The sequence below is a fragment of the Gemmatimonadota bacterium genome, assembly GCA_040882465.1.
Lineage (GTDB): Bacteria > Gemmatimonadota > Gemmatimonadetes > Longimicrobiales > Gaopeijiaceae > JBBEBG01.
In genome coordinates, this window is the sequence record JBBEBG010000025.1 from 1 (window position 1) to 19,029 (window position 19,029).

Consider the following 19,029-nt stretch of genomic DNA (forward strand, 5'->3'; position numbering starts at 1 on the left):
CGTGACGTTGAAGGAGTCGATGGTCGGGGACATCCGCCCGACGCTCTGGCTCCTGCTGGGCACCGTGGGCTTCGTGCTGCTGATCGCGGTCGCGAATGTCGCGAACCTGTTCCTGGTGCGAACCGAGGAAGGACACCGTGAGCGCGCGCTGCGGGCCGCACTGGGCGCGGACGCCGGCCGCCTTGCCCGTGGCTACCTCTCGGAGACCTTGCTGATCGGCGGGTTGGCGGCCGGGCTCGGGATCGGCATCGCGGCGGTGGCGGTCCGCGTCCTCCGGCTGCGCGCGCCCGTGAATGTGCCACGCCTTTCGGAGGTGGGTCTCGACCCGGCGGTGGTCGGAGTCGCGTTGGCCGCGGCCCTCCTCGCCGCTGTGCTGCTGGCGCTGATCCCGATGCTGCGGCGCCGGGGCGACCTGGGCCTCGATCTGAAGGAGCGGGCGGGTCGAACGACGGCGGGACGGGACCGCCTCCGGGGTCGCAACGTCCTGGTCGCGGCGCAGGTGGCCCTCGCGCTGATCCTCCTGATCGCCTCCGGGCTCCTGTTCCGGACATTCCAGGAGCTGCGGGCGGTGGACCTCGGTTTCTCCGAGCGGGAGGGACTCACGTTCGACATCGGGCTTCCGGGCTTGCGCTACGGAACCCGCGCGCACGCGGCGTCGTTCCACCGAGATCTGCTTGCGCGAATCGGCAGCCTGCCGGGCGTCGAGGTGGCGGCCGCCATCGGCCAGTGCCTTCCCCTGACCGGCCACATGTGCTGGGGCGAGATCATGGAGGCCGAGGGATTCCCGACGCCGGAGGGCCAGGTCCCGCCCGTGATCGGTGCCCGGGTCGCAACGACGGAATACTTCCGCGCCCTGGGCATCCCCGTACGGGGCCGGACCTTCACCTCCGCGGACGAGGCGGAGGGCGGAGAGTGGGTCGCGATCCTGAGCGAGGCCGGCGCGAGCGCCTACTTCCCGGGGACGGACGCGCTGGGCCGGCGGATCCGGTTCGACGGCGAGGGCAGTCCGTGGTACAGGGTGGTCGGAATCGCGTCCGACGTGCGCGGTCGCGTGGCGACGGAGGAATTCACCCGCACGATCTATCTCCCCCTGCGACCTGACGTGGAGGACGGCCCGCCGCCGCACACGGTGGCCTACGTCGTCTCGACCTCCATCCTCCCGGGCGGCATTGCCGGCGGCGTGCGCCGGGCCGTGGCCGATCTCGATCCGACGATTCCGCTAGCGAACGTGAGGACGGTGGAAGAGTTGATCGCGGCCGCGACGGCGCCGACGGCCTTCGCCCTCGTCCTCATCGGCCTGGCCGCGGCCATCGCGCTGCTGCTCGGCGCCGTGGGGGTCTACGCCGTCGTGGCGTACGCGGTGAGCCGGCGTACCGTGGAGATCGGCGTCCGGATGGCCCTCGGCGCGGGGACGGGCGATGTCCGACGGATGGTGGTCCGGCAGGGGGGCGGCGTGGTGCTGGCGGGGGTCGCCGCCGGTCTCGCGGGAGCGCTCCTCCTGACCCGCCTCATGGAGGGCATGCTCTTTGGCGTGAGCGCGTTGGACCCGGCCAGCTACGCGCTCCTGACGGCCCTCATGCTCGGCGTGGCCGCGCCGGCGCTCTACCTGCCCGCCCGGCGGGCGTCACAGGTGAATCCGCTGGAAGCGCTGCGAAGCGAGTAGGACCAGCCGAGCTTGGCGGAGCGTGGAGCGGAGCGCACGGATGAAGATTCCAAGCATAGCGCTCGCCATTGCGGGACGCCTTGCTTCAACGCGACGCGGCAAGTCACGCCGCCGGGGTCAACGGCCGGTCCAGGCCTCCAGATTGGGATAATATTCCGGTTCGGGCACGTCCGCGCCCGGGGCGATCTCGAGTCGGGCCCGCTCATCGACGATCAGGCGACCGCCGACGCGAGCCTCGGAGTCGATGCGGATCACCGGCGTACTTCCATCCCCCCAGCGATTGAATGGCCAAAACCAGAGGTCGAGCCCACGATCCTCGGGCATGAGGAGAATGACGTCCCCTCGGACCTCCGTGCGTCCTGAGAGATAGATGTCCCCCCCTTGGACCTCCACGTTTCCGCCCACTCGCGCATCCTCGAGTCGAACCGGTCCGTTTCGGGCCTGAAGGCTCCCGTCCACGGCCGCCCCGGAGTGCAATCGGATCCCCCCATTCCGGGTCTCGATGCCGGCTCCCACGCTCCCGCCGGACTCAACCGTGACGGCTCCGTTCCGTGTCCGGATCGCGGACTCGACTCGGCCCATCCGTCCCACGACGACCCGGCCGTTCCTGGAGTCGACCGGTCCCCGTACCGCGACGTCCGCACCGAGCTCGATGGCTCCATTCCGTGAGTCGACGGGTCCGGACACCGTCACCCCGTCCGCGACGGTGATCGGACCGTTACGCGTCTCGATCGCACCGTCCACCAAGCTCCGCGGACCCACTTCTATGCGGCCGTTGCGCGTACTCAAGTCCAGAACCCGGGCATCGCTCCCGACGGTAATTCGACCATTTTGCGCGCGGAGTGGTCCGGAAAACGTCGTCCCGCGCTCGACGCGGACCTCCCCGTTTCGGGTGTCCACAGTTCCCGTCGCTGAAATGACCTGGACGGACGCCGCAGGCGGCGTCCGTCCGTCTATGGGGGCCGCGAGCGCGGCAATGAGGGGGAGCGCCAGAAGGAGCGGGGTGGCCGGCTTGTCGAGTCTCATGATCTGCATGGCAGCGTCCTCGGAGTCATCGGGGTCGCGGGGGCGCACCCGACGCAGAGGGAAAATTCGGGTGATGATCTCTCACGGATGACCTTACGCAGGGGCGACTCCCAGCGTTTCACGCGTCCCCCGCGGCGGTGGATGGGGCGGGTGCCGCCAGCGGTGCATCTTCGGCTCGAGCGGCGAGCGGCCGAGGAAGGCGCGGGGAGAATGAAGCCTGCCGACGAGCCGGATGCTCTCAGCCGGGAGCGTCCTTGCAGGTGTTGATCCCGAGCAGCGTCGTGATGGGACAGAACCGGATGAGGCCGGTGACGAGCAGGATTCCGCCCACCACGTATCCGATCGTCGCGCCCGTTCCCCCAAGCGTGAAATAGCTGAGCCCGAGAAGCGCGATCCCAATCAGGATGCGCGCGACGCGCTCCGCACCGCCTACGTTGCACTTCATGGCCACCTCCCTTGTTGGGAACCGAACCGTCGAGTCGACGGCTCCAGCGCCAACTTAGGTCCTTCCGAGGCTGGCGGGGAGTTCGACGCGCCTTAGCGCGGAAGATGGTCTGGACGGTGGGAGGACGGGGTGTTCGAACAACGATGGACCTTGTCCGACTGGCCGCCGTCCGCCCGAAGCGCGTGCGCCGGCTCCACGCCGAGTGCTCGGCGCGTCGGCACAACGCAGGCGAGCAGGCAGACGCCCGCCATGACGAGGGCGTAGACCGCCACGAGGAGCACCCGTCCGAGAGTGATTCCACCGAAAATCCAGTTTGAGAGCACGCCCAGGAGATAGGCGCCCGCGAGAACGCCGAGTCCCACCTGCACGAGCGGACGGCGGAAGATTGCGAGGAGGAGAGACCGAGGCTTCGCCCCCAGCGCGACGCGGATGCCGATTTCCCGAGTCCGCCGCGACACCGCGAACGACAGCCGATCAGGCGGAGGCTGAGTTCCAGCGCGTCCGGGCGACAGCCGACTTCGAGCCGCCCGAGTACGCACCGCCCTAGCGGTCCGGCGATCGCCGCCGCATCGTGCGTCGGTCCGAAGGGATACCCTTAAGCGCGGAGGTCCCAATGAAAGGGAACCGAATCCTGGTCGCCACCCTCGCCGGTGCGATCGTAGCCTTCGTCCTCGGATACCTGATCTGGGGTCTGGCCCTGGCAGGATTCTTCGAATCGAACGCGGGCGCCGCGCTCAACCTTATGAAAGAGCCGTTCAATCTCGGGGCGATCGCCCTGGGTCAGCTCGCCGGAGCGCTCCTGCTCGCGCTCGTAATTCAGAGATGGGGGGAAGGGGGGTCCGCCGGCGGGGGAGCGAAGGTGGGTGCAATCGTCGGATTCCTGATGGCGCTCTCCTACGACCTGACGATGTTCGGGAGCTCGAACCTCATGAACCTGACGGCGACTCTCGTGGATCCCCTGATCAGCGGCGTGCACTTCGCGGTGGTGGGCGGGGTGACGGCGGTCGCCCTGGGGCGGCCCGCACCGGACTAGGCGCGGTTCGCTCCATGCCATGGCTGGATCGGCCAGCGCACCTCGCCCGGCTCAGCGAGTCGGAACGTTAGTGCCGATTCCGGTGCCACTTCGGGCCGAAAAGTCCACCAATCGATGGCGGCGACTGGCCCGAAGGATCATAAGCGGCTATTGTTTGTCATGGACACGAAGATACGGGAGTACTTGCAGGAGATCGGACGGAAGGGTGGCAAGGCGAGCCGTCGCACCCTCGACCCGGAAACGGCCCGCCGCATGGTGGCAGTCCGGGAGGCCCGCCGTGCCTACCGTCGGTTCCATGCCTCTTGTTTCTGGTCCAGCTCTCCGGAGCTGAAAATCGGCATGGACGACGTGGAGTGGGTGGCCCGCCAGCTCATGAAGCACGGAAATCGGGAGGCCTGGCTCGCCGGGAGGGCCCTGTGCCCCTGACACCCTTCCAGGCGGAAATTCTCCGCCTCCTGGCGACGAATCGGCAACCGGACAGCTATCTCGCCGGCGGAGGAGCCCTCCAAGCGGCGCCCAACTCGACCCGGTTCAGCCAGGACCTGGACTTCTTCCACGACTCGGAGCGCCGGGTGGCCGAGGCCTTCGAGGCCGATCGCTCCCTTCTCGAGGGCCGGGGCTTCACGGTCGGCGTCGAGTAGGCCCTCCCGGGGAACGTGCGCGCCATGGTGTCCCGCGGCGACGAGCGCACCCGGATCGACTGGGCCCACGATTCGGCATGGCGCTTCATGCCGGCGGTGCGGAACGAGACGAGTGGCTTCCGGCTTCACGAGGTGGACCTCGCCATCAACAAGCTCTTGGCTTTGGCGGGCCGCGACGAGGCACGAGACTACGTGGACCTGCTCGAGGCCCACGAACGCATTCTTCCCCTTGGGGCCCTGATCTGGGCCGCAGCCGGGAAGGACCCGGGGCTCTCTCCCCACGCGATTCTGGAGCTCCTGAAACGGAGGGGGCGTCCCCGGCAATCGGAGATGGACCGGCTCCACCTGGCCCGCCCGATTGACGCGGCGAAAGCCAAGGATCGGTGGCTTCGTGCGCTCGGAGATGCGGAGACGTTCGTATCGAGTCGCCCCGCCGACGAGCTCGGAGCCCTCTACTTTCACCGGGATACCGGGAGCTTCAGGGCCCCGGACGCAGAGAGCCCGATCGAGGATCAGGGTCTGGTGCTGCACTTCGGTACCCCCGGGGGGGTGCTTCCACTGGTCGCGGGAGGCGACGCGGGATAGGCGGATCGGAGGACCGGTAGGGAAGAACGATGCCCTGGTCCGCCTAGCCCTCCGCCCGCAGCGCGGTCACCGGCTCGACGCCGAGCGCCCGTCGCGTCGGGACGACGCAGGCGAGCAGGCAGACGCCCGCCATCACGAGGGCGTAGACCGCCACAAGGAGCATCTGTCCGAGAGTGATCCCGCCGAACATCCAATGTGAGAGCATGCCCAGGAGATAGGCGCCCGCAAGAACACCGAGCCCCACCTGCACGAGCGGACGGCGGAAGATCGCGAGGAGGAGAGACCGCGGCTTCGCTCCCAGCGCGACGCGGATGCCGATTTCCCGGGTCCGGCGCGACACCGCGAACGACATGACGGCGTAGATCCCGGCGAGGGAGAGCATGAGCGCGGTGAAGGTAAGGAGAACGACCGCGGAAACGCCCCAGGCGTAAATCCCCTCCTCTCCGTTCGCGATGTCCTCGAGGGAAGTGAGGCTCTCCACTCTGAGGGTCGGGTCCACCTCCGCGCCGAGCGTCCTGAGTCGCGTGGAGAATCCCGTGGGATCCGAGCTCAGGTGAATGACGAGGCTCGCCGGGTAGTTCTCTCCCCGAGCGACCGGGTGATAGACCCCTCCCCGTCCATATCCGTTCTCCATGCCGAGATCGCCCACCACCCCGACGATTTCGTACCAGGGGGCATCCGGCCCCGGGGGCGGGGCGCGCTCGATCGCGATGTATCGAAGTCGCAACCCGATCGGATTCCGGCCGCCCAGGACGCGGTCCACGAACGGCTCGTCCACGATGACCACCCGCGCGCCAGAGATCACGTCCTCCGAATCGAACCCGCGGCCAACCAGGATGGGAACGCCGAACGCCTCGAAGTAGTTGGGTTCGATCCGGGCCGTGGAGATCCGGTGTCCGCGCTCGTCGGGCGGGGCGATCGCGCCCTCATCGAGCTCGACCTGATGAGCCGGGTGGTAGGTGAGTGGGAGCCGGTCGACGAGCGTCACGGCCCGGACGGCAGGCTCGGCCAGGAGTCGGCGCTCCAACTCGTCGAGGTTGGAGGCGTAACGGGCCAGGAATGCGGAATCCGACTCGAGCCCGGAGCCTCCGAACGCGTTGTTCGGGTCGAACAGATCGGTCGGAGCGATGGACTCGAGGTCGCGATCGAGCTCGAGGCGGGCCGTCAGGAAGTTTTCCGTTGCGATGTCCACGTGGAGCCGGCTCACGCCGGCCATCTCGTCGAGGGCGAAGTACGTGAAAGCCGGCAAGGGCATCGTGAGAGCCACCTGCGCTACGATGACGAGCGTCCACACGCCCCCGAATCGAAGCCCGCCGCCCCCCGCGGTGGATTCCCTCAAGCTGGCTGCGACGCCCCGGGTGACCTTGAGCGCGGGGAGAATTCCCGCGACCGCGGCGCCCACGACCGTCAGGCCGAGGGCATACAGGACCGTCGTCGGCGAGATTCTCGGCTCGAACCAGAAGGGGAGCGGTCCTTCGGCGCCCTCGATCGCGGTGAGGAACCACTCGTAGCCGTACTTCGCTCCCATGAGGCCGACGACCGTGGCCACGCCACCGAGGACGAGCGCTTCGGAGAAGAGCTGGAGGACGATGCGGCGACGTCCGGCTCCCAACGCACTTCGAACCACGAGCTCGCTTTCGCGCGTGGCCGCCCGGGCGAAGAGCAGGAGCGCGACGTTCGCGCAGAGGAGAACCACGAGCGCGAGGATGAAGAGGTTGAGGAAGAGAAACTCGGGATTGAAGAGGCCCGGCGCCGGCATGTGAACGAGCTCCGGGAAGGGCACGACTCGCGGCGCGAGTCCGGCGTGAGTCTCCGGGTACGCAGCGGCGGCCTGGAATCCGAGGGTTTCGATCTCCGCCTGCGCCAGCTCCAACGAAGCGCCGGGGGCCAGCCGCCCGAACAGGTAGATCGCCGGTCCCTCGCCGGGGGCGAATTCGAGCGGGTCGAACCGCAAGGACGTCCAAATGTTCTGCGAGTGTGGGAACTCGAAGCCCTCCGGCATCACGCCGACGACCGTGGCCTGCGTGCCGCCCAGCCTGATCGTCGTGCCGACCGCGTCCAATCGGCCCCCGAAGCGGTCCTGCCAGAGGTCATGCCCGATCACGACGACCGGTGAGGCGTTCGCCCTCTCGTCATCCTCGAGGAGCGTGCGCCCGTGGAGCGGGGGCGCCCCGACCAGCCGGAAAGCTGACGCACTGACCTCCGTGACGAGCACGGGCTCGCCCGGCCCGTCTCCGGTGACGAGGTTCCGGCCCGCGAGTCGAAAGGCGCCCAACTCTTCCACCGAGCGGAGGTCCTCCTTCCACCTTGCGAAGTCGTGCAGGATGCGAGGCTCTACGCCTCCAGTCTCCGTATCGCGGACCTCGATGCCGACGAGGCGGGCTCCGCCCGCGAAGGGCAGCTCCGGTCGAGACCACTGCATGACGAACTCGAAGAGTCCCGCCCCGAACGCGATCCCCATCGCCATCGCCACGCCGCCCATCAGGGTCAGCCCCGGATACCGCACGAGCATCCGGAATCCGAGCTTGAAGTCGAGCCAGGAGAAGCGGAGGTCGTCGAACCGCTTGAGGCCGCGGGAGGCGCGGGCCGTCTCCCGGTGGCCTTCCGCGTGTCCGAACTCGAGGTGGGCCCGGCGCTGTGCCTCCTCCGGCGACGACCCCTCGCGCACCAGATCCGCCGCCCGCAGCTCGATGTGATGCCGGAACTCTTCGCGCATTTCGGCTTCCACGGTGTCGCGTCGGAAGAGCCCGCGGAGAAGCGAGCGGAGGCGGGCGAGCATTATTCGGCCCGGAGCGCTTCGGAGGGTTCGATCCGGAGGGCGCGCCGGGCGGGGACGACACAGGCCAGCAGGCAGATGGCGAGCGTGAGAGCGACGTATGCCAGCACTCCCACCGCGGAGCTCAGAGAGAACTCGCCGACGGTCCCGAGCCCGTAGGTCGCGATCCCTCCGAGCACGCCCCCCAAAACCACCTGAAAGAGCGGACGCGCGAAGACCGACGCGACCACGCTCTTGGCGTCGGCTCCCAGAGCCACGCGAATGCCGATCTCCCGCGTTCGGCGGGCGACCGTGAAGGAGAAAACGGAGTAAATTCCGGCGAGCGACAGGGAGAGCGCGAGCACGCTGACGGCGGTCGCGATTCGAATCCAGAAGGCGGAGAACCGCTCGTCGGATTCAGTGGTCCGGTCCAGGGTCATGACGCCCGTCAGGGTCAATGCTTGATCCACGTCGAGAGCAAGTTCCTGGAGGCGGGGCCCGAACGCCGGTGCGTCCCCGCGCACATGGGCCACGATGTACGTGGGGGACGCCGGTTCCGGCCCGGACGGGACGTAGATCCCCCCGAACCCGTATCCGGACCGGGTGCCGAGGCTCGGCGCGACCCCCACGATCTCGTACCAAGGCCGGTCGAAGCGAGGCTCCCGCGCGTCCTCGTTCGCGAGGATGCGGACGTGCCGTCCGATCGGACTTCCCCCTCCGAGCACGTTCTCCACGAACGGCTGGTTCACGATGGCGACCTGTGCTCCGGATTCGGCCTCCGTCAGCGTGAACCCTCGACCGACCAGGAGGGGGACTCCCAGCACCTCGAAGTAGTCCGGTTCGATGGCGACCACGCCGACCCTGTGGCCGCGCTCGTCGGGAGGCTCGATCGCGCCTCCGTCCACCTCGATCTGATTCCACGGGTGATACTGGAGCGGCAGCCGACGGGAAAATGTGACGCCCGAAACCTCGGGATCGACGAGGAGCCTCCGCTCCAGCTCGGCCCGCGCGGCGCCGTATCTCGCCGCGAGCTCCGCGGCACCGGCGTCCGCCCTGACCTCGCCCGCCAGGAGCGGGTCGAAGTCGAGCGCGGCCCCGACGTATTCCTCCACCGGGAACGGCAGCGCGGGAGTCACGCGTTCCCCGCCGCGAACCAGCGCCAACGTAACGGCCGGGACGACCACCGAGACGGCGACCTGCACGACAATCACCGCGGTCCATGCCCCCCCGAGCTTGACCCCGCCGCCCCCCGCGCTCGTTTCCTTCAGGCGGCCGCCGATGCCCCCGGTGACCTTGAGCGCGGGCACGACTCCGGCGACGACCGCCGCGAGGACCCCGAGCACGCCGGCATAGACGACGGTTGGGCCCGATAGACCCCCGTGAAACCAGAACGGAAGCGGGAAGTCTTCCAGGATCTCTCCCCACATGACGTCGAAGGTCCATCCGACGCCGACGCCGGCCACCGCCAGCCCGAGGACTGCCGCGAGCGTTCCCAGGACCAGCGCCTCGGTGAAGAGCTGGGTGACGATGCGACGTCGCGTGGCTCCCAGCGCGGTGCGGACCACGATCTCTCCTTCGCGAGCCACCGTGCGAGCGAATACGAGCAGCGCCACGTTCGCGCAGATGAGCGCCAGGAGGGCGAGGGGGAGCAGGTTCGTAGAGAGGGCGAGGAGGACCGCCACGCCGCTTGAGGTTCCCGAAATTATGCTCGTGATCCCGAGCGCATAGCGGTCCACTCCCGCGTTCCGGAAGGAGCGCCCCGGGACCGCGGAAGCGGTCCGGAGCCCGACTGTCGCGAGCTCCGCCTGCGCCTCCTCGACCGTGGCGCCCGCCGCGAGCCGACCGAACACCTCGGCTCCGGGAGCTCGCGCCGGATCGGAGGCCAGCTCCGAAACCCGGAGCGGCATCCACGCCGCGTGCCAGATCGGGAACCCAAACCCGTCCGGCATGACCCCCACGATCGTTCGCGTGCCGCCCAGCACGATATTCCGCCCTACCACGGTGGAATCGCCCGCGAAGCGAGATCGCCAGAGGTCGTACCCGATCACCGCGACGGGCGGCGCCCCTGGCTCCTCGTCCGCGGGGATGAGCGGGCGGCCGAGGAGCGGGGGGACCCTCGCGATGGAGAAAGCCGAGGCGGTCGTCTCCGCCACGAGAACGGGGTCCCCTGCGGTCTGGCCGCCCACGAGGGTTCGGTAGGACTCGATGTAGGCGCCGAGCTTGATCGACTGGACCTGGTCCCGCCACATCGCGAAATCCGCGAGCGTCTCCGGCTCGATCCGACCGTCCTGGCCGTATCGGACGCTCACTCGGACGACCCGGTCACCCTCGTCCAGGGGAAGCCTCGGGCTCACGACCTGGGTGATGATCTCGAACGTCGACGCGCCGACCCCGATCGCGAACGCCAGGGCCAGCCCGGCCGTGACGGTCATCCCCGGGTACCTCCGCAGCATTCGGAGTCCGAGCTTCACGTCGAGCCAGGAGAAGTGGAGGCCGTCGAACCACTTGAGTCCGCGGGACGCGCGCGCTTCGTCGCGCAACCCCTCCGCGTGCCCGAACTCCACATGCGCTCGGCGTCGCGCCTCATCCGGCGACATCCCGTCGCGCATCAAGTCCGCGGCCCGCAGCTCGATGTGCTGCCGGAACTCTTCCTGGACCTCGGATTCCACATCTGAGCGGCGCAAGAGCCCGCGGAGGAGCGAGCGGAAGCGGGCGAGGACCCCCATCACCCCTCCTGCGGCCGCGCCGAGAGCGCCCGCGCGATCGCGTCCGCGAGCGAATTCCAGCTCGCGACCTCCTCACCCAGCTGCCGTCGTCCCGCCTTCGTGAGGCTGTAGTACTTCGCCCTCCGGTTGTTCTCCGAGGTGCCCCACTCGCTCTGGATCAGCCCCTTGTGCTCGAGTCGGTAGAGCGCCGGGTAAAGGGCGCCCTGCTGGATCTGAAGCGCGCCCCCGGAGATCTGCTCGATCCGGAGGAGCACTCCATAGCCGTGCAGCTTCCCGAGGGAAACGGCCTTTAGGATGAGAAGGTCGAGGGTGCCCGGAAGGATGTTGGCCTGGTCCGTCATCGTCTCTCCTATGAAGGTTAGGAGAGACTACCGAGCTTCTCCTAAGCAGTCAAGGGCAGCATGAGACGGGCTCCCGAGAGGCTCGGCGCCCGCCGAATCACTTGACCGGGCTCGCGGCTCCTTTCCTGCCGCGACGAAGCTTGTAGGCCACGGCGGCCACCGGAACCATCGCGACAGTCCCGAGCGCGAGGACCGTGCGCTTCGTGAATATCGCCTGGAGCCCTTTCGCGAAGACGAACGCCTTGGTCCCCTTCACGGGGTGTTTGACCATGAACGTGGTCTTCGGAGCCTTCGCGTATGCGAGGGCGGTTGCGATCTTGCCGATCATGAATCCTCCTCTGGACAAAGTCGGGTCACTTCGCGTTCGACGAACAGGTCGCGTCTAGTCGGCGTCCTGGTCCTGAAATACGAGATCCCCGCCGTGGCTCTCGAGAATCTCGACGACGTTGGTGCGTTCGGCGTCGGTCTCGGCGAGCACGCCGACGATGATCTTTCCTTCCTTGATGAGCGCCTCGAAGCGCCGTGCGCGGTCCTCGCTCATTCCCGCACCCACAAATGCCCCGATGAGGCCCCCGGCGGCCGCACCGGCTCCCCCGCCGGCGAGCATGGCGGCGATTGGTCCCGCCACCGCCAGACCGAGCGGGGGTACGACGAGCGTGGTGCTCGCCGCGGCGAGCGCGGCGCCCACGGCGCCGGTCGCTCCGCCGATCGTGCCACCGGCACCCGCTCCCTCCAGGGTCTTTCGATGTTTCTCGAGCTCGACTTTCTCGACGACGATCGCCTCCGACTCCAACTCACCGTATCGGGGATGCGAATCGATGAACCGTGAACGGCTCTCCGTCGTCATGAAGACGGAGACCTGCCGTCGCGCGTATCCCCGTTTCTCCAACTCTCTCGAGGCGTCGAGGGCCTCGTCGAGGTCGTGGTAAGCCGCGGATACGAATCTGGGCCGGCCGCTCGGCAACAAGTCCATCATTGCCGCCCGGTCCAGCCTTCTTGCCTGTGCCATGACCGTGCCTCTCGTAATCGTCGAAAGTTCGCACTTGAGGAGGTGCCGGACCTTGGCGCACGCGTCAGGGGAGCGCGGTCCGGACGGGCCTCCATCAGGGAAAGAGAAGCACGATCCATGCCCGTGGGCATCAGGCCAGGCGCAAGGCTCGATGCGGGCGCGGAACGCCCGCCGCGAGGTCGGGACGGGAAGAACTCACCCGGGGGGAGGGAATCATTCCCGCCCTGGGCCGGCTGGCCCCTTTCCCACGGGCTCGAGTGCCGCACTGCGAAAGGCGCGAAGAGGGGGGACAGCCGAGCCAGGACCCATGTATGTTTCAACAGTCAGCGCGGCGCCCAGTCTCCGAACGAGTGGTGAGCCCGCGTCCTGAATTGTCCAGGGAGGGATACCATGACGAAGCTCGTCCTCGGGTTTGTGCTGTCAGCCGCTCTTTCGTTTTCCGCGTGTTCATCGTCGGGCCCTGGTTCCGGTGGCACCGTCGGCTCCGGCGCTACGTCGGGGCAAGGGGGCGCGGGCGGCAGTGCGGTGGACACGGGAGGCGGCGCAGACGGCAACGCCTGGCCGGCGGTCACTGACTTCGCGGCGCGCGGACCGTTTCCCATCCAGCGCGAGGCCAACGTCGGTCCGAACGCCGCCTACGACATCGTCCGGCCCGCGATGTTGGGGGCGCAAGGGCGTAAACACCCCATTATCAGCTGGAACAACGGAACGCTTTACGAGATCAGTCGCTACCAAGACTTGCTGGACCATTGGGCGTCACACGGATTTGTCGTGATGGGCGGCCACACCAACACCACCGCGGGCGGCGCGATTCACCAAGGGGCGATTGATTGGCTGGTCGCCGAAAACGCCCGCACCGGGAGCCCCTACTTTGGAATGTTGGAAGTCACCAAGATCGGGGCGGCCGGGCATTCCCAGGGCGGGGGCGCCAGCATCACGGCGGGCGCCAACCTTCCCGGCCCGGCGGGAATCGTCACCACCATGCCGCTGATGCCGATCATGTCTTATCAGCGTCCCCACATTGAGCAACACGCGGCGTCGATGTTGATCGTCAGCGCCACCGAAGACGCGCGGTCCAACGCGGTCGCCGACCAGGCATTCGCCGACATCACCACGGAGTTCGTCGACGCTCAATTCGTGGGCGTTCACGAGGACGCCATGAATCCTGGAATCCACGGCGCGACCGTGGCCTGGTTCCGATATCAGCTGATGGGAGACGCAACCGCGAAGGCCCAATTCTATCCGCCGGCGATCTGTGGCCTGTGCAGCGAGAACGCATGGATGCGCGTCCGCCACAAAAACTCGCCGCCGTAAAGAACCCTCAACAAGAGCCCTCAACACGCGCGGTTGCTGCGTGGGTCATCGAGGAGAGCGGGTCGGCGGAGGCCCTGGACGCCGCTTCTTGCCGGGCTCGGTCTGGCCGAGGTCGTGCTCGAAATGATCCAGGAGTTGGAAGAGCTCGTCGCTGATCCACTCGCGATCGCGTCGGCGCCCCAAGCGGGTCGGGGCAACTACACCCACCGTCCGAGGACGATCTTGCGAGCGACCGAGGGCTACGTCACGACGGCCGCATCCTGGCCGAGTATCGAGTGGATCAGTGAGACCGTGTTCTCCAACCCACTTTCGACGGTAGCCATTAGCGGCCTTTTGGGGCCTCCTGGAAAAGCGCCCCTCGACGAGGGCAAGTCGTCCTCGCCTCCCTGGTACCTCCCGACAAGTCAGTTGTCCGCCACCTGACAGATCACCGGCTGGCCTCCGGGGAGCGACCCGTTTCCTCCCACGGTGTAGGCTCCCGTCACACCGACTGGCACCTCCATCGCGTCTCTGACGATCGTCCCCGTGAAGACGGCGCTTGTGCCGGGGTAGCCGGCTGCCGTCCCGACACCACTGGCAACGAAGTTGCCGTTCTGGTCGGTGTTCCCGGATACCATAAATCCAATTTCCGTTCCCCGTAACGATGATTGCCCCTTCGACGAGCGTGACCGTGAGCTGTGTGACCGTCGCTGCGATCAGAGTGAACAAGGCCGCTCCTCCGGCTCGGGGGCCATTCCCACCGCCCCCGTCTCCGTTGTCACCCCCGAAGGTGTCCGCTTGACCCAGCTTGCCGGCACCGGTCCCTAGGGTTCCGATCATCCCACCTGTGGCGATGGCGTCTCCGCCCTTGCCTCCCGCACCCCCCGCCATGGGCGGCGCACAGCAGTCGCCGCCGTTTCCGCCAAAACCACCGAGCGCCTCGGCGTCCCCGCCGTCCCCCCTCTAGCGCTTCCTTCTCCACCCTTTCCTCCATTCCCGTCCTCCTCGACGGGGGCACCCGTGATCGTCCCCGGCTGGAGGACGATGTAACCGGCGCCCCCTGTCGTCCCACCGAGTCCTCCGGTGGCGATCGCCGGGGCGCCATCCGCGCAGGGAACTATCGCGTGGGTGCCTTCCGCCCTCGCACGGCCACCCATGCCTCCATTCCCTCGGATGACTCTCACACCGGCGCCGAAGGTCAATCCCGCCCCGCCCGGCGTCTCCCGTATTGGGGCACAGCGGCGATTCCACCTTGGCGGGAGCGTTCTTTCCATCCCCGGCCGTGATATTCGCGGCGACGACGATGTCTCCGTCATTGCTCGTCCGAGAGGATTCTCTGGGCCCCGCGACGATGGGCGCGTTCACCGTCGTGGTACCGCCGGCAGGGGCCTGCAACTCGGGCCCGGCACTCGCTCCAGGCGCGGGCGGGCTGGTCTCGACATCGAAGGTGGGCTCGAAGCTCACATTCTGGTAAGAGGTGTCCGTGAGTCGCACCGATCCATCCGACACGATGGCGGGCTGAGCCGAAGGGGCCGATCCAATGGTCGGATCGCCGGCCGCCACGACGGTGATGCCGGGTGCCGCGCCGGCCGGCGGAGGCGCGCAGGCGTTCGTCAGGAGTCCACCGAGGGCAAAGTCTCCCGTGACGCTGGTCTCAATCGACTGGGCAGTTGCCCGTGACAGTTCCGTTGAGGATGGCGTCGCCGCTGATATGGATCACGACCGGTCCCGTAAGGGTCACCGTGACGCCCGCGGGGACGTTCATCGACGTGACCGTGTGGCTGCCGCCCGCCAGCTGAATATTCGCCTGCGGATTGAGCGCAACCTCCGGCGCCGCGGAGACCCCGGCCGATTCACCGGACTCTCCCCCGGTATGGGAGGCCGTGACCACGAAGTAATGGGTCTCAGGCTCGGTGAGGCCGGTGATCTCACTCGGCGACGTGACGTTCTGCACCCGAGTCCCTTCCGGCAAGCCACTGTAATTGCTCTTGGTAACCCCGGTCTGCGTGGCGAAGGAGATCGTGTAGGGCGTGGCGCCGGCTACCGCGCTCCAGGAGATCGTGACAGCCCATCGCCCATGCCGTCGACCTGAACGTTGGTCGGTGAGTTCGGGGGTGACCCGCGTGCCGTCGGCCCGCTGCCTCCTCCGCGGGATGCGAGGGACGCGAGGAGAAGAGTGGCCAAGACGCGACTGCGGACAGGGATGCGTGGCATGGTCCGTCTTCCGAGGTTTCCAGGTCCAGAAGTCGCGAAGGGTATCCGCGGGCGGGGAGCGCGGAACAAAGCTGGGGCGCGATCTTCGACAGGACCAGAAAAAAAATGTGGGCGGGCCGTCGAGGCCGCCCGCGATCAGCGGGGCCGGAGCGCCCGAAAAGTCGCGACGCTCACAAGAGCCAGCCCGCACGCGACAACGATGGCCGAGCCGGTCGGGAGATCCAGCGTGTAGGACGCGGCCAGCCCGAGGAGGCTCGCGGCGGCGGAGACCGCCCAGCCTACGATGAGCGTCGCCCTCCACGACCTGGCCAGCATCAGGCCGCAGGCAGCCGGAACGATGAGATAGGCGAAGGTAAGGAGCACTCCCGCGAGTCGAACGAAGCTCACGACCACGAGCGCAAAGGCCGCGTAAAAGAGAAAGTCCCACATCCGCACGCGCACACCCCGCGCGAGGGCAACCTCGGCGTCGGTCGAGATGAGCGCGAAGCGCTCGTGGAATGCACCGTAGAATCCAGCGAGCAGGGCGAAGAGGATGGCGCGCTGTCCCACCTCTCCGGCGGTGACGTTCAGGATATCGCCGGTGAGAAGATGCTCGAGCTCCTCCCGTCCCCCGGCGACCCGGCTCAATAGGAGAATCACACCAGCCGCCGCCACCACGAAGGTGATCCCAATGATGGCCTCCTGCGGGACCCGGTGTTCGCGGCTTCCGCGAGTCCAGGCGAAAAGGGCCGCGCCGATGAAGGTCACCCCGAGGGAAATCCAGAAGACCGGTCGATCGTGGAAGTCATACCCGATGAGGAGGGCGAAGGAGCTGCCCAGCGTGGCGAGTTGAGCGAGCGCGAGGTCCACGAAGATGACTTCGCGCTTTACGACGTGGAGCCCGAGGTACACGAGAAGGGGAGGGAGGATGAGGCATGCCGCGAGCGGCCACTTCATGACCTCCCAAACGATCTGAAGATCCACCGTCAGTCTGCGGCTCCGAGGGCGCGCGCCAGCGTTTCGACGATGTAGTCCATCAGCCCGAAGTACGAATCCGTGTTCGGGGCCACGCCGGGCTGTTGAGGGAGATCGAGCACCACGGCGTCCGTCTGCCGGGCGACTGTCTCCGCCGTCCTTCGATTCTGGAAGGGTTGTACGAGGATTGCACGCGCACCTTCGGCTCTCATCGTCGCGATCACCTCGGAGAGGTGCGCCGGGGAGGGCGCGATTCCGGGCCGCGGCTCCAGCGTGGCTACGACTTCGAGCCCGAAACGTGTCGCCAGATATCGGAAGTCGTTGTGAAAGGTTACAATCGCCGCTCCGCGGGACGGTGCGAGGCGGTTCTGCCACTCCGTCAGCTTGGTATCGAGGGTGGCCTCGAAGGATCTCAAGTTCGCCTGGACCTGTGCCGCCGACGCGGGATCCACCTGCGCGAGACGTTCCGCGATCAGCCGGGCGACCGTCCGGGCGTTCACCGGGTCGAGGAGGAAGTGGGGATTCCCGAGCGCGTGGACGTCACCCCGCGAACGATCGAGTGTCGCCGGCACGTCGAGGAGAGTGATCCCCTCGCTCGCGGAGATCCTTCCCGGAGCGCCAACCGCGATCTTCGTGTTCCGCGCGCTCTGGAGGAGCGGAGGAAGCCAGCCGAGCTCGAGCTCCGCGCCCCCTTCGAGGAGCACGTCCGCCCGGTTCAGTGTGACGATGAGGCTCGGGCGGGCGTCCACGAAGTGTGGATCCTCGGTCGGCTTTGCGAGCGCCGTGACTTCGACGGACTGGCCCCCGATCGCCTGGGCGAGCGCGGCCAGGTCAGGCGTCGTGGCGACCACCCTGAGTTGCCCCTGGAGAGGTGCGGCTCCGGCCCATGACAGGAGAATCACCGCCGCCGCGAAGTTCGCCACCGTTCTCTTCATCTGCCCTCCGCTTCCCTCTAGAACTGATGCGAGGCGTGCGCGCCGAGGATGAACTCCACCTGTAGCCACACGGAATGGTCGGATCCGACGTCCGGTCTGTGGTCGTAGTTGTACTGGAACCGGAGCTTGGAGAACTCGCTCGGATACCAGGTCAAGCTGGGCGACACGCGCGTGCGCTCACCACGGAATTCCGCCTCGAATGCGGTCTCGTCCCCGTCCACGAAATCCGTGCGAAGTCCGGCCACCCACATCGGCTTGATACCCCAGAGGAGCTGCGCATACACCCCCCGATCCTCGAACGTCTCCGCGGGAAGCATCTCCGACGGTTCGCCGGCCGCGGCGCGTTCATCGGTTTCGTACCGGCGAAGGAGCGCTTCGGACTGGAACGAGATGAAGGGGAAGCCCCGTAAAGCCGTGAGCGACTTCCATTTCCAATAGAGATCGGCGCCGTAGATATGGGTATTGGTGTCCGATCCCGCGTTGTTCGGGCCCACCGCCGCCGACGCCCCGAAGAGCACGGTCTGCGTTGGACTCAGGTCGAGGGAGGCGGCGAGTCGAGGTACAAAAAGGAAGTCGCCGACTCCCTCTACCTCGCGCTCGGAAACCTCCCCTCCATGGATTTCCCCCGATTCCTCCGACCGAAAGCTGAACGTGGTCTCTCCGACGCTGTTCAGGACGCCGATCTGAGCGTCGGCGTAGAAGGGGGTGGGAAGAAGCCAGGAGAGCCGCACCCCCTGGCCGCGAAGCCCATCGGGACCAAAAAGCCGATTCAGAACGAGCGGTTGATCCACGAAAGCCCAGGAGTGCGGGTGCTGCGGATTTTGTCGGCCGAATTCCACGAAGAACTGCCCGGCCTTCACCTGGAGGTTCGCGGGAAGCGCGGTGGTGAGGAGGTACGCTTCTTCCAGCTCGACCCCTGTTTCACCCTCGGCGTCCAGCTTGTAGACGATCGCGCTGAACCCCTGGAAATACGGATCCACCGCACCCCCGAGCGTCAGTTCTACGTTCGGAATCGTGAAGCCCCGCACGCCGGGATCGTGATGCCCGGCCTGGAGCGTCACGACGTCCGCCTCCGTGGACCACCCGAAATCGAGCTGTCCGACGAATCCAACATTCATGTACGAGTTGTCTTGGGCGGCGAGCGATGTGGGAACGCCAATCGCCAACGGTAGTGTGGCCGCGAGGAGGAGGCGGCGGGTCACGACGGGGGCGGGTACGTCCATGTTCGGGTGCATGCGCTCATGATAACCGATTATCACACTCTGGCAAGGGTTCTATGAAGGGCCTAAACGACCGCTTGAGATTGGCCTAAGCGGCGCGCCGCGAACTCGCCTCCACCTTGAGCCGAGAGAAAGGCGCGGACGGCCCTCCCACCGGGGATAGAAGAAGGAAATTCAAAGTCCATCAGG

The 19,029-nt window shown here is 67.4% G+C and carries 19 protein-coding genes; 6 read left to right on the forward strand and 13 right to left on the reverse strand.

Features of this window, described 5'->3' with window-relative positions:
- Positions 1–1,663 (forward strand): FtsX-like permease family protein (locus WEG36_07345; GenBank protein MEX1257415.1); only part of this gene is annotated, 1,663 nt, incomplete at its 5' end.
- Positions 1,664–1,780: 117 nt separating this feature from the next.
- Here WEG36_07345 and WEG36_07350 read toward each other — a convergent pair.
- The 3 genes from WEG36_07350 to WEG36_07360 all read right to left on the reverse strand — a co-directional run bounded on the left by WEG36_07350 (position 1,781) and on the right by WEG36_07360 (position 3,592).
- Entirely contained in the window at positions 1,781–2,698 is a 918-nt protein-coding gene (locus WEG36_07350) for a hypothetical protein (protein MEX1257416.1), read from the reverse strand.
- A gap of 229 nt (positions 2,699–2,927) precedes the next feature.
- Positions 2,928–3,134: a DUF2892 domain-containing protein gene (locus WEG36_07355; protein ID MEX1257417.1), complete on the reverse strand. Its 207-nt coding sequence runs from the start codon at positions 3,132–3,134 to the stop codon at positions 2,928–2,930.
- 92 nt (positions 3,135–3,226) lie between these two features.
- Complete coding sequence (locus WEG36_07360; GenBank protein MEX1257418.1) at positions 3,227–3,592, reverse strand: FtsX-like permease family protein; 366 nt, start codon at positions 3,590–3,592, stop codon at positions 3,227–3,229.
- Positions 3,593–3,747: 155 nt separating this feature from the next.
- On the opposite strand from WEG36_07360, the gene WEG36_07365 reads away from it, so the two are divergent.
- The 4 genes from WEG36_07365 to WEG36_07380 all read left to right on the forward strand — a co-directional run bounded on the left by WEG36_07365 (position 3,748) and on the right by WEG36_07380 (position 5,393).
- The gene (locus WEG36_07365) at positions 3,748–4,167 is read left to right on the forward strand and encodes a hypothetical protein (GenBank protein MEX1257419.1); all 420 of its coding nucleotides are present in this window, start codon (positions 3,748–3,750) and stop codon (positions 4,165–4,167) included.
- A gap of 159 nt (positions 4,168–4,326) precedes the next feature.
- Entirely contained in the window at positions 4,327–4,593 is a 267-nt protein-coding gene (locus WEG36_07370) for a hypothetical protein (GenBank protein MEX1257420.1), read from the forward strand.
- Entirely contained in the window at positions 4,584–4,808 is a 225-nt protein-coding gene (locus WEG36_07375) for a hypothetical protein (protein ID MEX1257421.1), read from the forward strand. The genes WEG36_07370 and WEG36_07375 overlap by 10 nt, the downstream gene beginning before the upstream one ends.
- A 24-nt stretch (positions 4,809–4,832) precedes the next feature.
- A complete protein-coding gene (locus tag WEG36_07380) occupies positions 4,833–5,393 on the forward strand; it encodes a hypothetical protein (GenBank protein MEX1257422.1) in 561 nt (186 codons plus the stop codon).
- Between the two features lie 43 nt (positions 5,394–5,436).
- Here the strand turns inward: WEG36_07380 and WEG36_07385 are convergent, their stop codons facing one another.
- The 5 genes from WEG36_07385 to WEG36_07405 form a co-directional block, all read right to left on the reverse strand.
- Complete coding sequence (locus WEG36_07385) at positions 5,437–8,172, reverse strand: ABC transporter permease (protein MEX1257423.1); 2,736 nt, start codon at positions 8,170–8,172, stop codon at positions 5,437–5,439.
- Positions 8,172–10,874, reverse strand: coding sequence for an ABC transporter permease (locus WEG36_07390; protein MEX1257424.1), 2,703 nt, complete (start codon positions 10,872–10,874; stop codon positions 8,172–8,174). The genes WEG36_07385 and WEG36_07390 overlap by 1 nt, the downstream gene beginning before the upstream one ends.
- Positions 10,874–11,215, reverse strand: coding sequence for a PadR family transcriptional regulator (locus WEG36_07395; protein MEX1257425.1), 342 nt, complete (start codon positions 11,213–11,215; stop codon positions 10,874–10,876). The genes WEG36_07390 and WEG36_07395 overlap by 1 nt, the downstream gene beginning before the upstream one ends.
- A gap of 97 nt (positions 11,216–11,312) precedes the next feature.
- A complete protein-coding gene (locus WEG36_07400) occupies positions 11,313–11,543 on the reverse strand; it encodes a hypothetical protein (GenBank protein MEX1257426.1) in 231 nt (76 codons plus the stop codon).
- A gap of 54 nt (positions 11,544–11,597) precedes the next feature.
- On the reverse strand, positions 11,598–12,224 hold the full coding sequence (locus WEG36_07405; GenBank protein ID MEX1257427.1) for a hypothetical protein: 627 nt from the start codon (positions 12,222–12,224) through the stop codon (positions 11,598–11,600).
- Positions 12,225–12,614: 390 nt separating this feature from the next.
- On the opposite strand from WEG36_07405, the gene WEG36_07410 reads away from it, so the two are divergent.
- On the forward strand, positions 12,615–13,538 hold the full coding sequence (locus tag WEG36_07410) for a hypothetical protein (protein ID MEX1257428.1): 924 nt from the start codon (positions 12,615–12,617) through the stop codon (positions 13,536–13,538).
- Between the two features lie 404 nt (positions 13,539–13,942).
- Here the strand turns inward: WEG36_07410 and WEG36_07415 are convergent, their stop codons facing one another.
- The 5 genes from WEG36_07415 to WEG36_07435 all read right to left on the reverse strand — a co-directional run bounded on the left by WEG36_07415 (position 13,943) and on the right by WEG36_07435 (position 18,843).
- Positions 13,943–14,155: a hypothetical protein gene (locus WEG36_07415; protein ID MEX1257429.1), complete on the reverse strand. Its 213-nt coding sequence runs from the start codon at positions 14,153–14,155 to the stop codon at positions 13,943–13,945.
- 1,016 nt (positions 14,156–15,171) lie between these two features.
- Positions 15,172–15,471, reverse strand: coding sequence for a hypothetical protein (locus tag WEG36_07420; GenBank protein ID MEX1257430.1), 300 nt, complete (start codon positions 15,469–15,471; stop codon positions 15,172–15,174).
- 395 nt (positions 15,472–15,866) lie between these two features.
- Positions 15,867–16,667, reverse strand: a complete 801-nt coding sequence (locus WEG36_07425; GenBank protein ID MEX1257431.1) for a metal ABC transporter permease — start codon at positions 16,665–16,667, stop codon at positions 15,867–15,869.
- Between the two features lie 29 nt (positions 16,668–16,696).
- Positions 16,697–17,620, reverse strand: a complete 924-nt coding sequence (locus tag WEG36_07430) for a metal ABC transporter substrate-binding protein (GenBank protein ID MEX1257432.1) — start codon at positions 17,618–17,620, stop codon at positions 16,697–16,699.
- A gap of 17 nt (positions 17,621–17,637) precedes the next feature.
- Positions 17,638–18,843 carry a hypothetical protein gene (locus WEG36_07435; protein MEX1257433.1) on the reverse strand — a complete coding sequence of 402 codons (1,206 nt, stop codon included), beginning with the start codon at positions 18,841–18,843 and terminating at the stop codon, positions 17,638–17,640.
- Positions 18,844–19,029: the final 186 nt, after the last annotated feature.

What these genes read in the sequence shown, in the direction of transcription:
- WEG36_07350 (MEX1257416.1), bottom strand. Translation starts at nt 2,698, where the DNA reads ATGCAGATCATGAGACTCGACAAGCCGGCCACCCCGCTCCTTCTGGCG.
- WEG36_07355 (MEX1257417.1), bottom strand. Translation starts at nt 3,134, where the DNA reads ATGAAGTGCAACGTAGGCGGTGCGGAGCGCGTCGCGCGCATCCTGATT.
- WEG36_07365 (MEX1257419.1), top strand. Translation starts at nt 3,748, where the DNA reads ATGAAAGGGAACCGAATCCTGGTCGCCACCCTCGCCGGTGCGATCGTA.
- WEG36_07370 (MEX1257420.1), top strand. Translation starts at nt 4,327, where the DNA reads ATGGACACGAAGATACGGGAGTACTTGCAGGAGATCGGACGGAAGGGT.
- WEG36_07380 (MEX1257422.1), top strand. Translation starts at nt 4,833, where the DNA reads ATGGTGTCCCGCGGCGACGAGCGCACCCGGATCGACTGGGCCCACGAT.
- WEG36_07385 (MEX1257423.1), bottom strand. Translation starts at nt 8,172, where the DNA reads ATGCTCGCCCGCCTCCGCTCGCTTCTCCGCGGGCTCTTCCGACGCGAC.
- WEG36_07390 (MEX1257424.1), bottom strand. Translation starts at nt 10,874, where the DNA reads ATGGGGGTCCTCGCCCGCTTCCGCTCGCTCCTCCGCGGGCTCTTGCGC.
- WEG36_07395 (MEX1257425.1), bottom strand. Translation starts at nt 11,215, where the DNA reads ATGACGGACCAGGCCAACATCCTTCCGGGCACCCTCGACCTTCTCATC.
- WEG36_07400 (MEX1257426.1), bottom strand. Translation starts at nt 11,543, where the DNA reads ATGATCGGCAAGATCGCAACCGCCCTCGCATACGCGAAGGCTCCGAAG.
- WEG36_07405 (MEX1257427.1), bottom strand. Translation starts at nt 12,224, where the DNA reads ATGGCACAGGCAAGAAGGCTGGACCGGGCGGCAATGATGGACTTGTTG.
- WEG36_07410 (MEX1257428.1), top strand. Translation starts at nt 12,615, where the DNA reads ATGACGAAGCTCGTCCTCGGGTTTGTGCTGTCAGCCGCTCTTTCGTTT.
- WEG36_07415 (MEX1257429.1), bottom strand. Translation starts at nt 14,155, where the DNA reads ATGGTATCCGGGAACACCGACCAGAACGGCAACTTCGTTGCCAGTGGT.
- WEG36_07425 (MEX1257431.1), bottom strand. Translation starts at nt 16,667, where the DNA reads ATGAAGTGGCCGCTCGCGGCATGCCTCATCCTCCCTCCCCTTCTCGTG.
- WEG36_07430 (MEX1257432.1), bottom strand. Translation starts at nt 17,620, where the DNA reads ATGAAGAGAACGGTGGCGAACTTCGCGGCGGCGGTGATTCTCCTGTCA.
- WEG36_07435 (MEX1257433.1), bottom strand. Translation starts at nt 18,843, where the DNA reads ATGGACGTACCCGCCCCCGTCGTGACCCGCCGCCTCCTCCTCGCGGCC.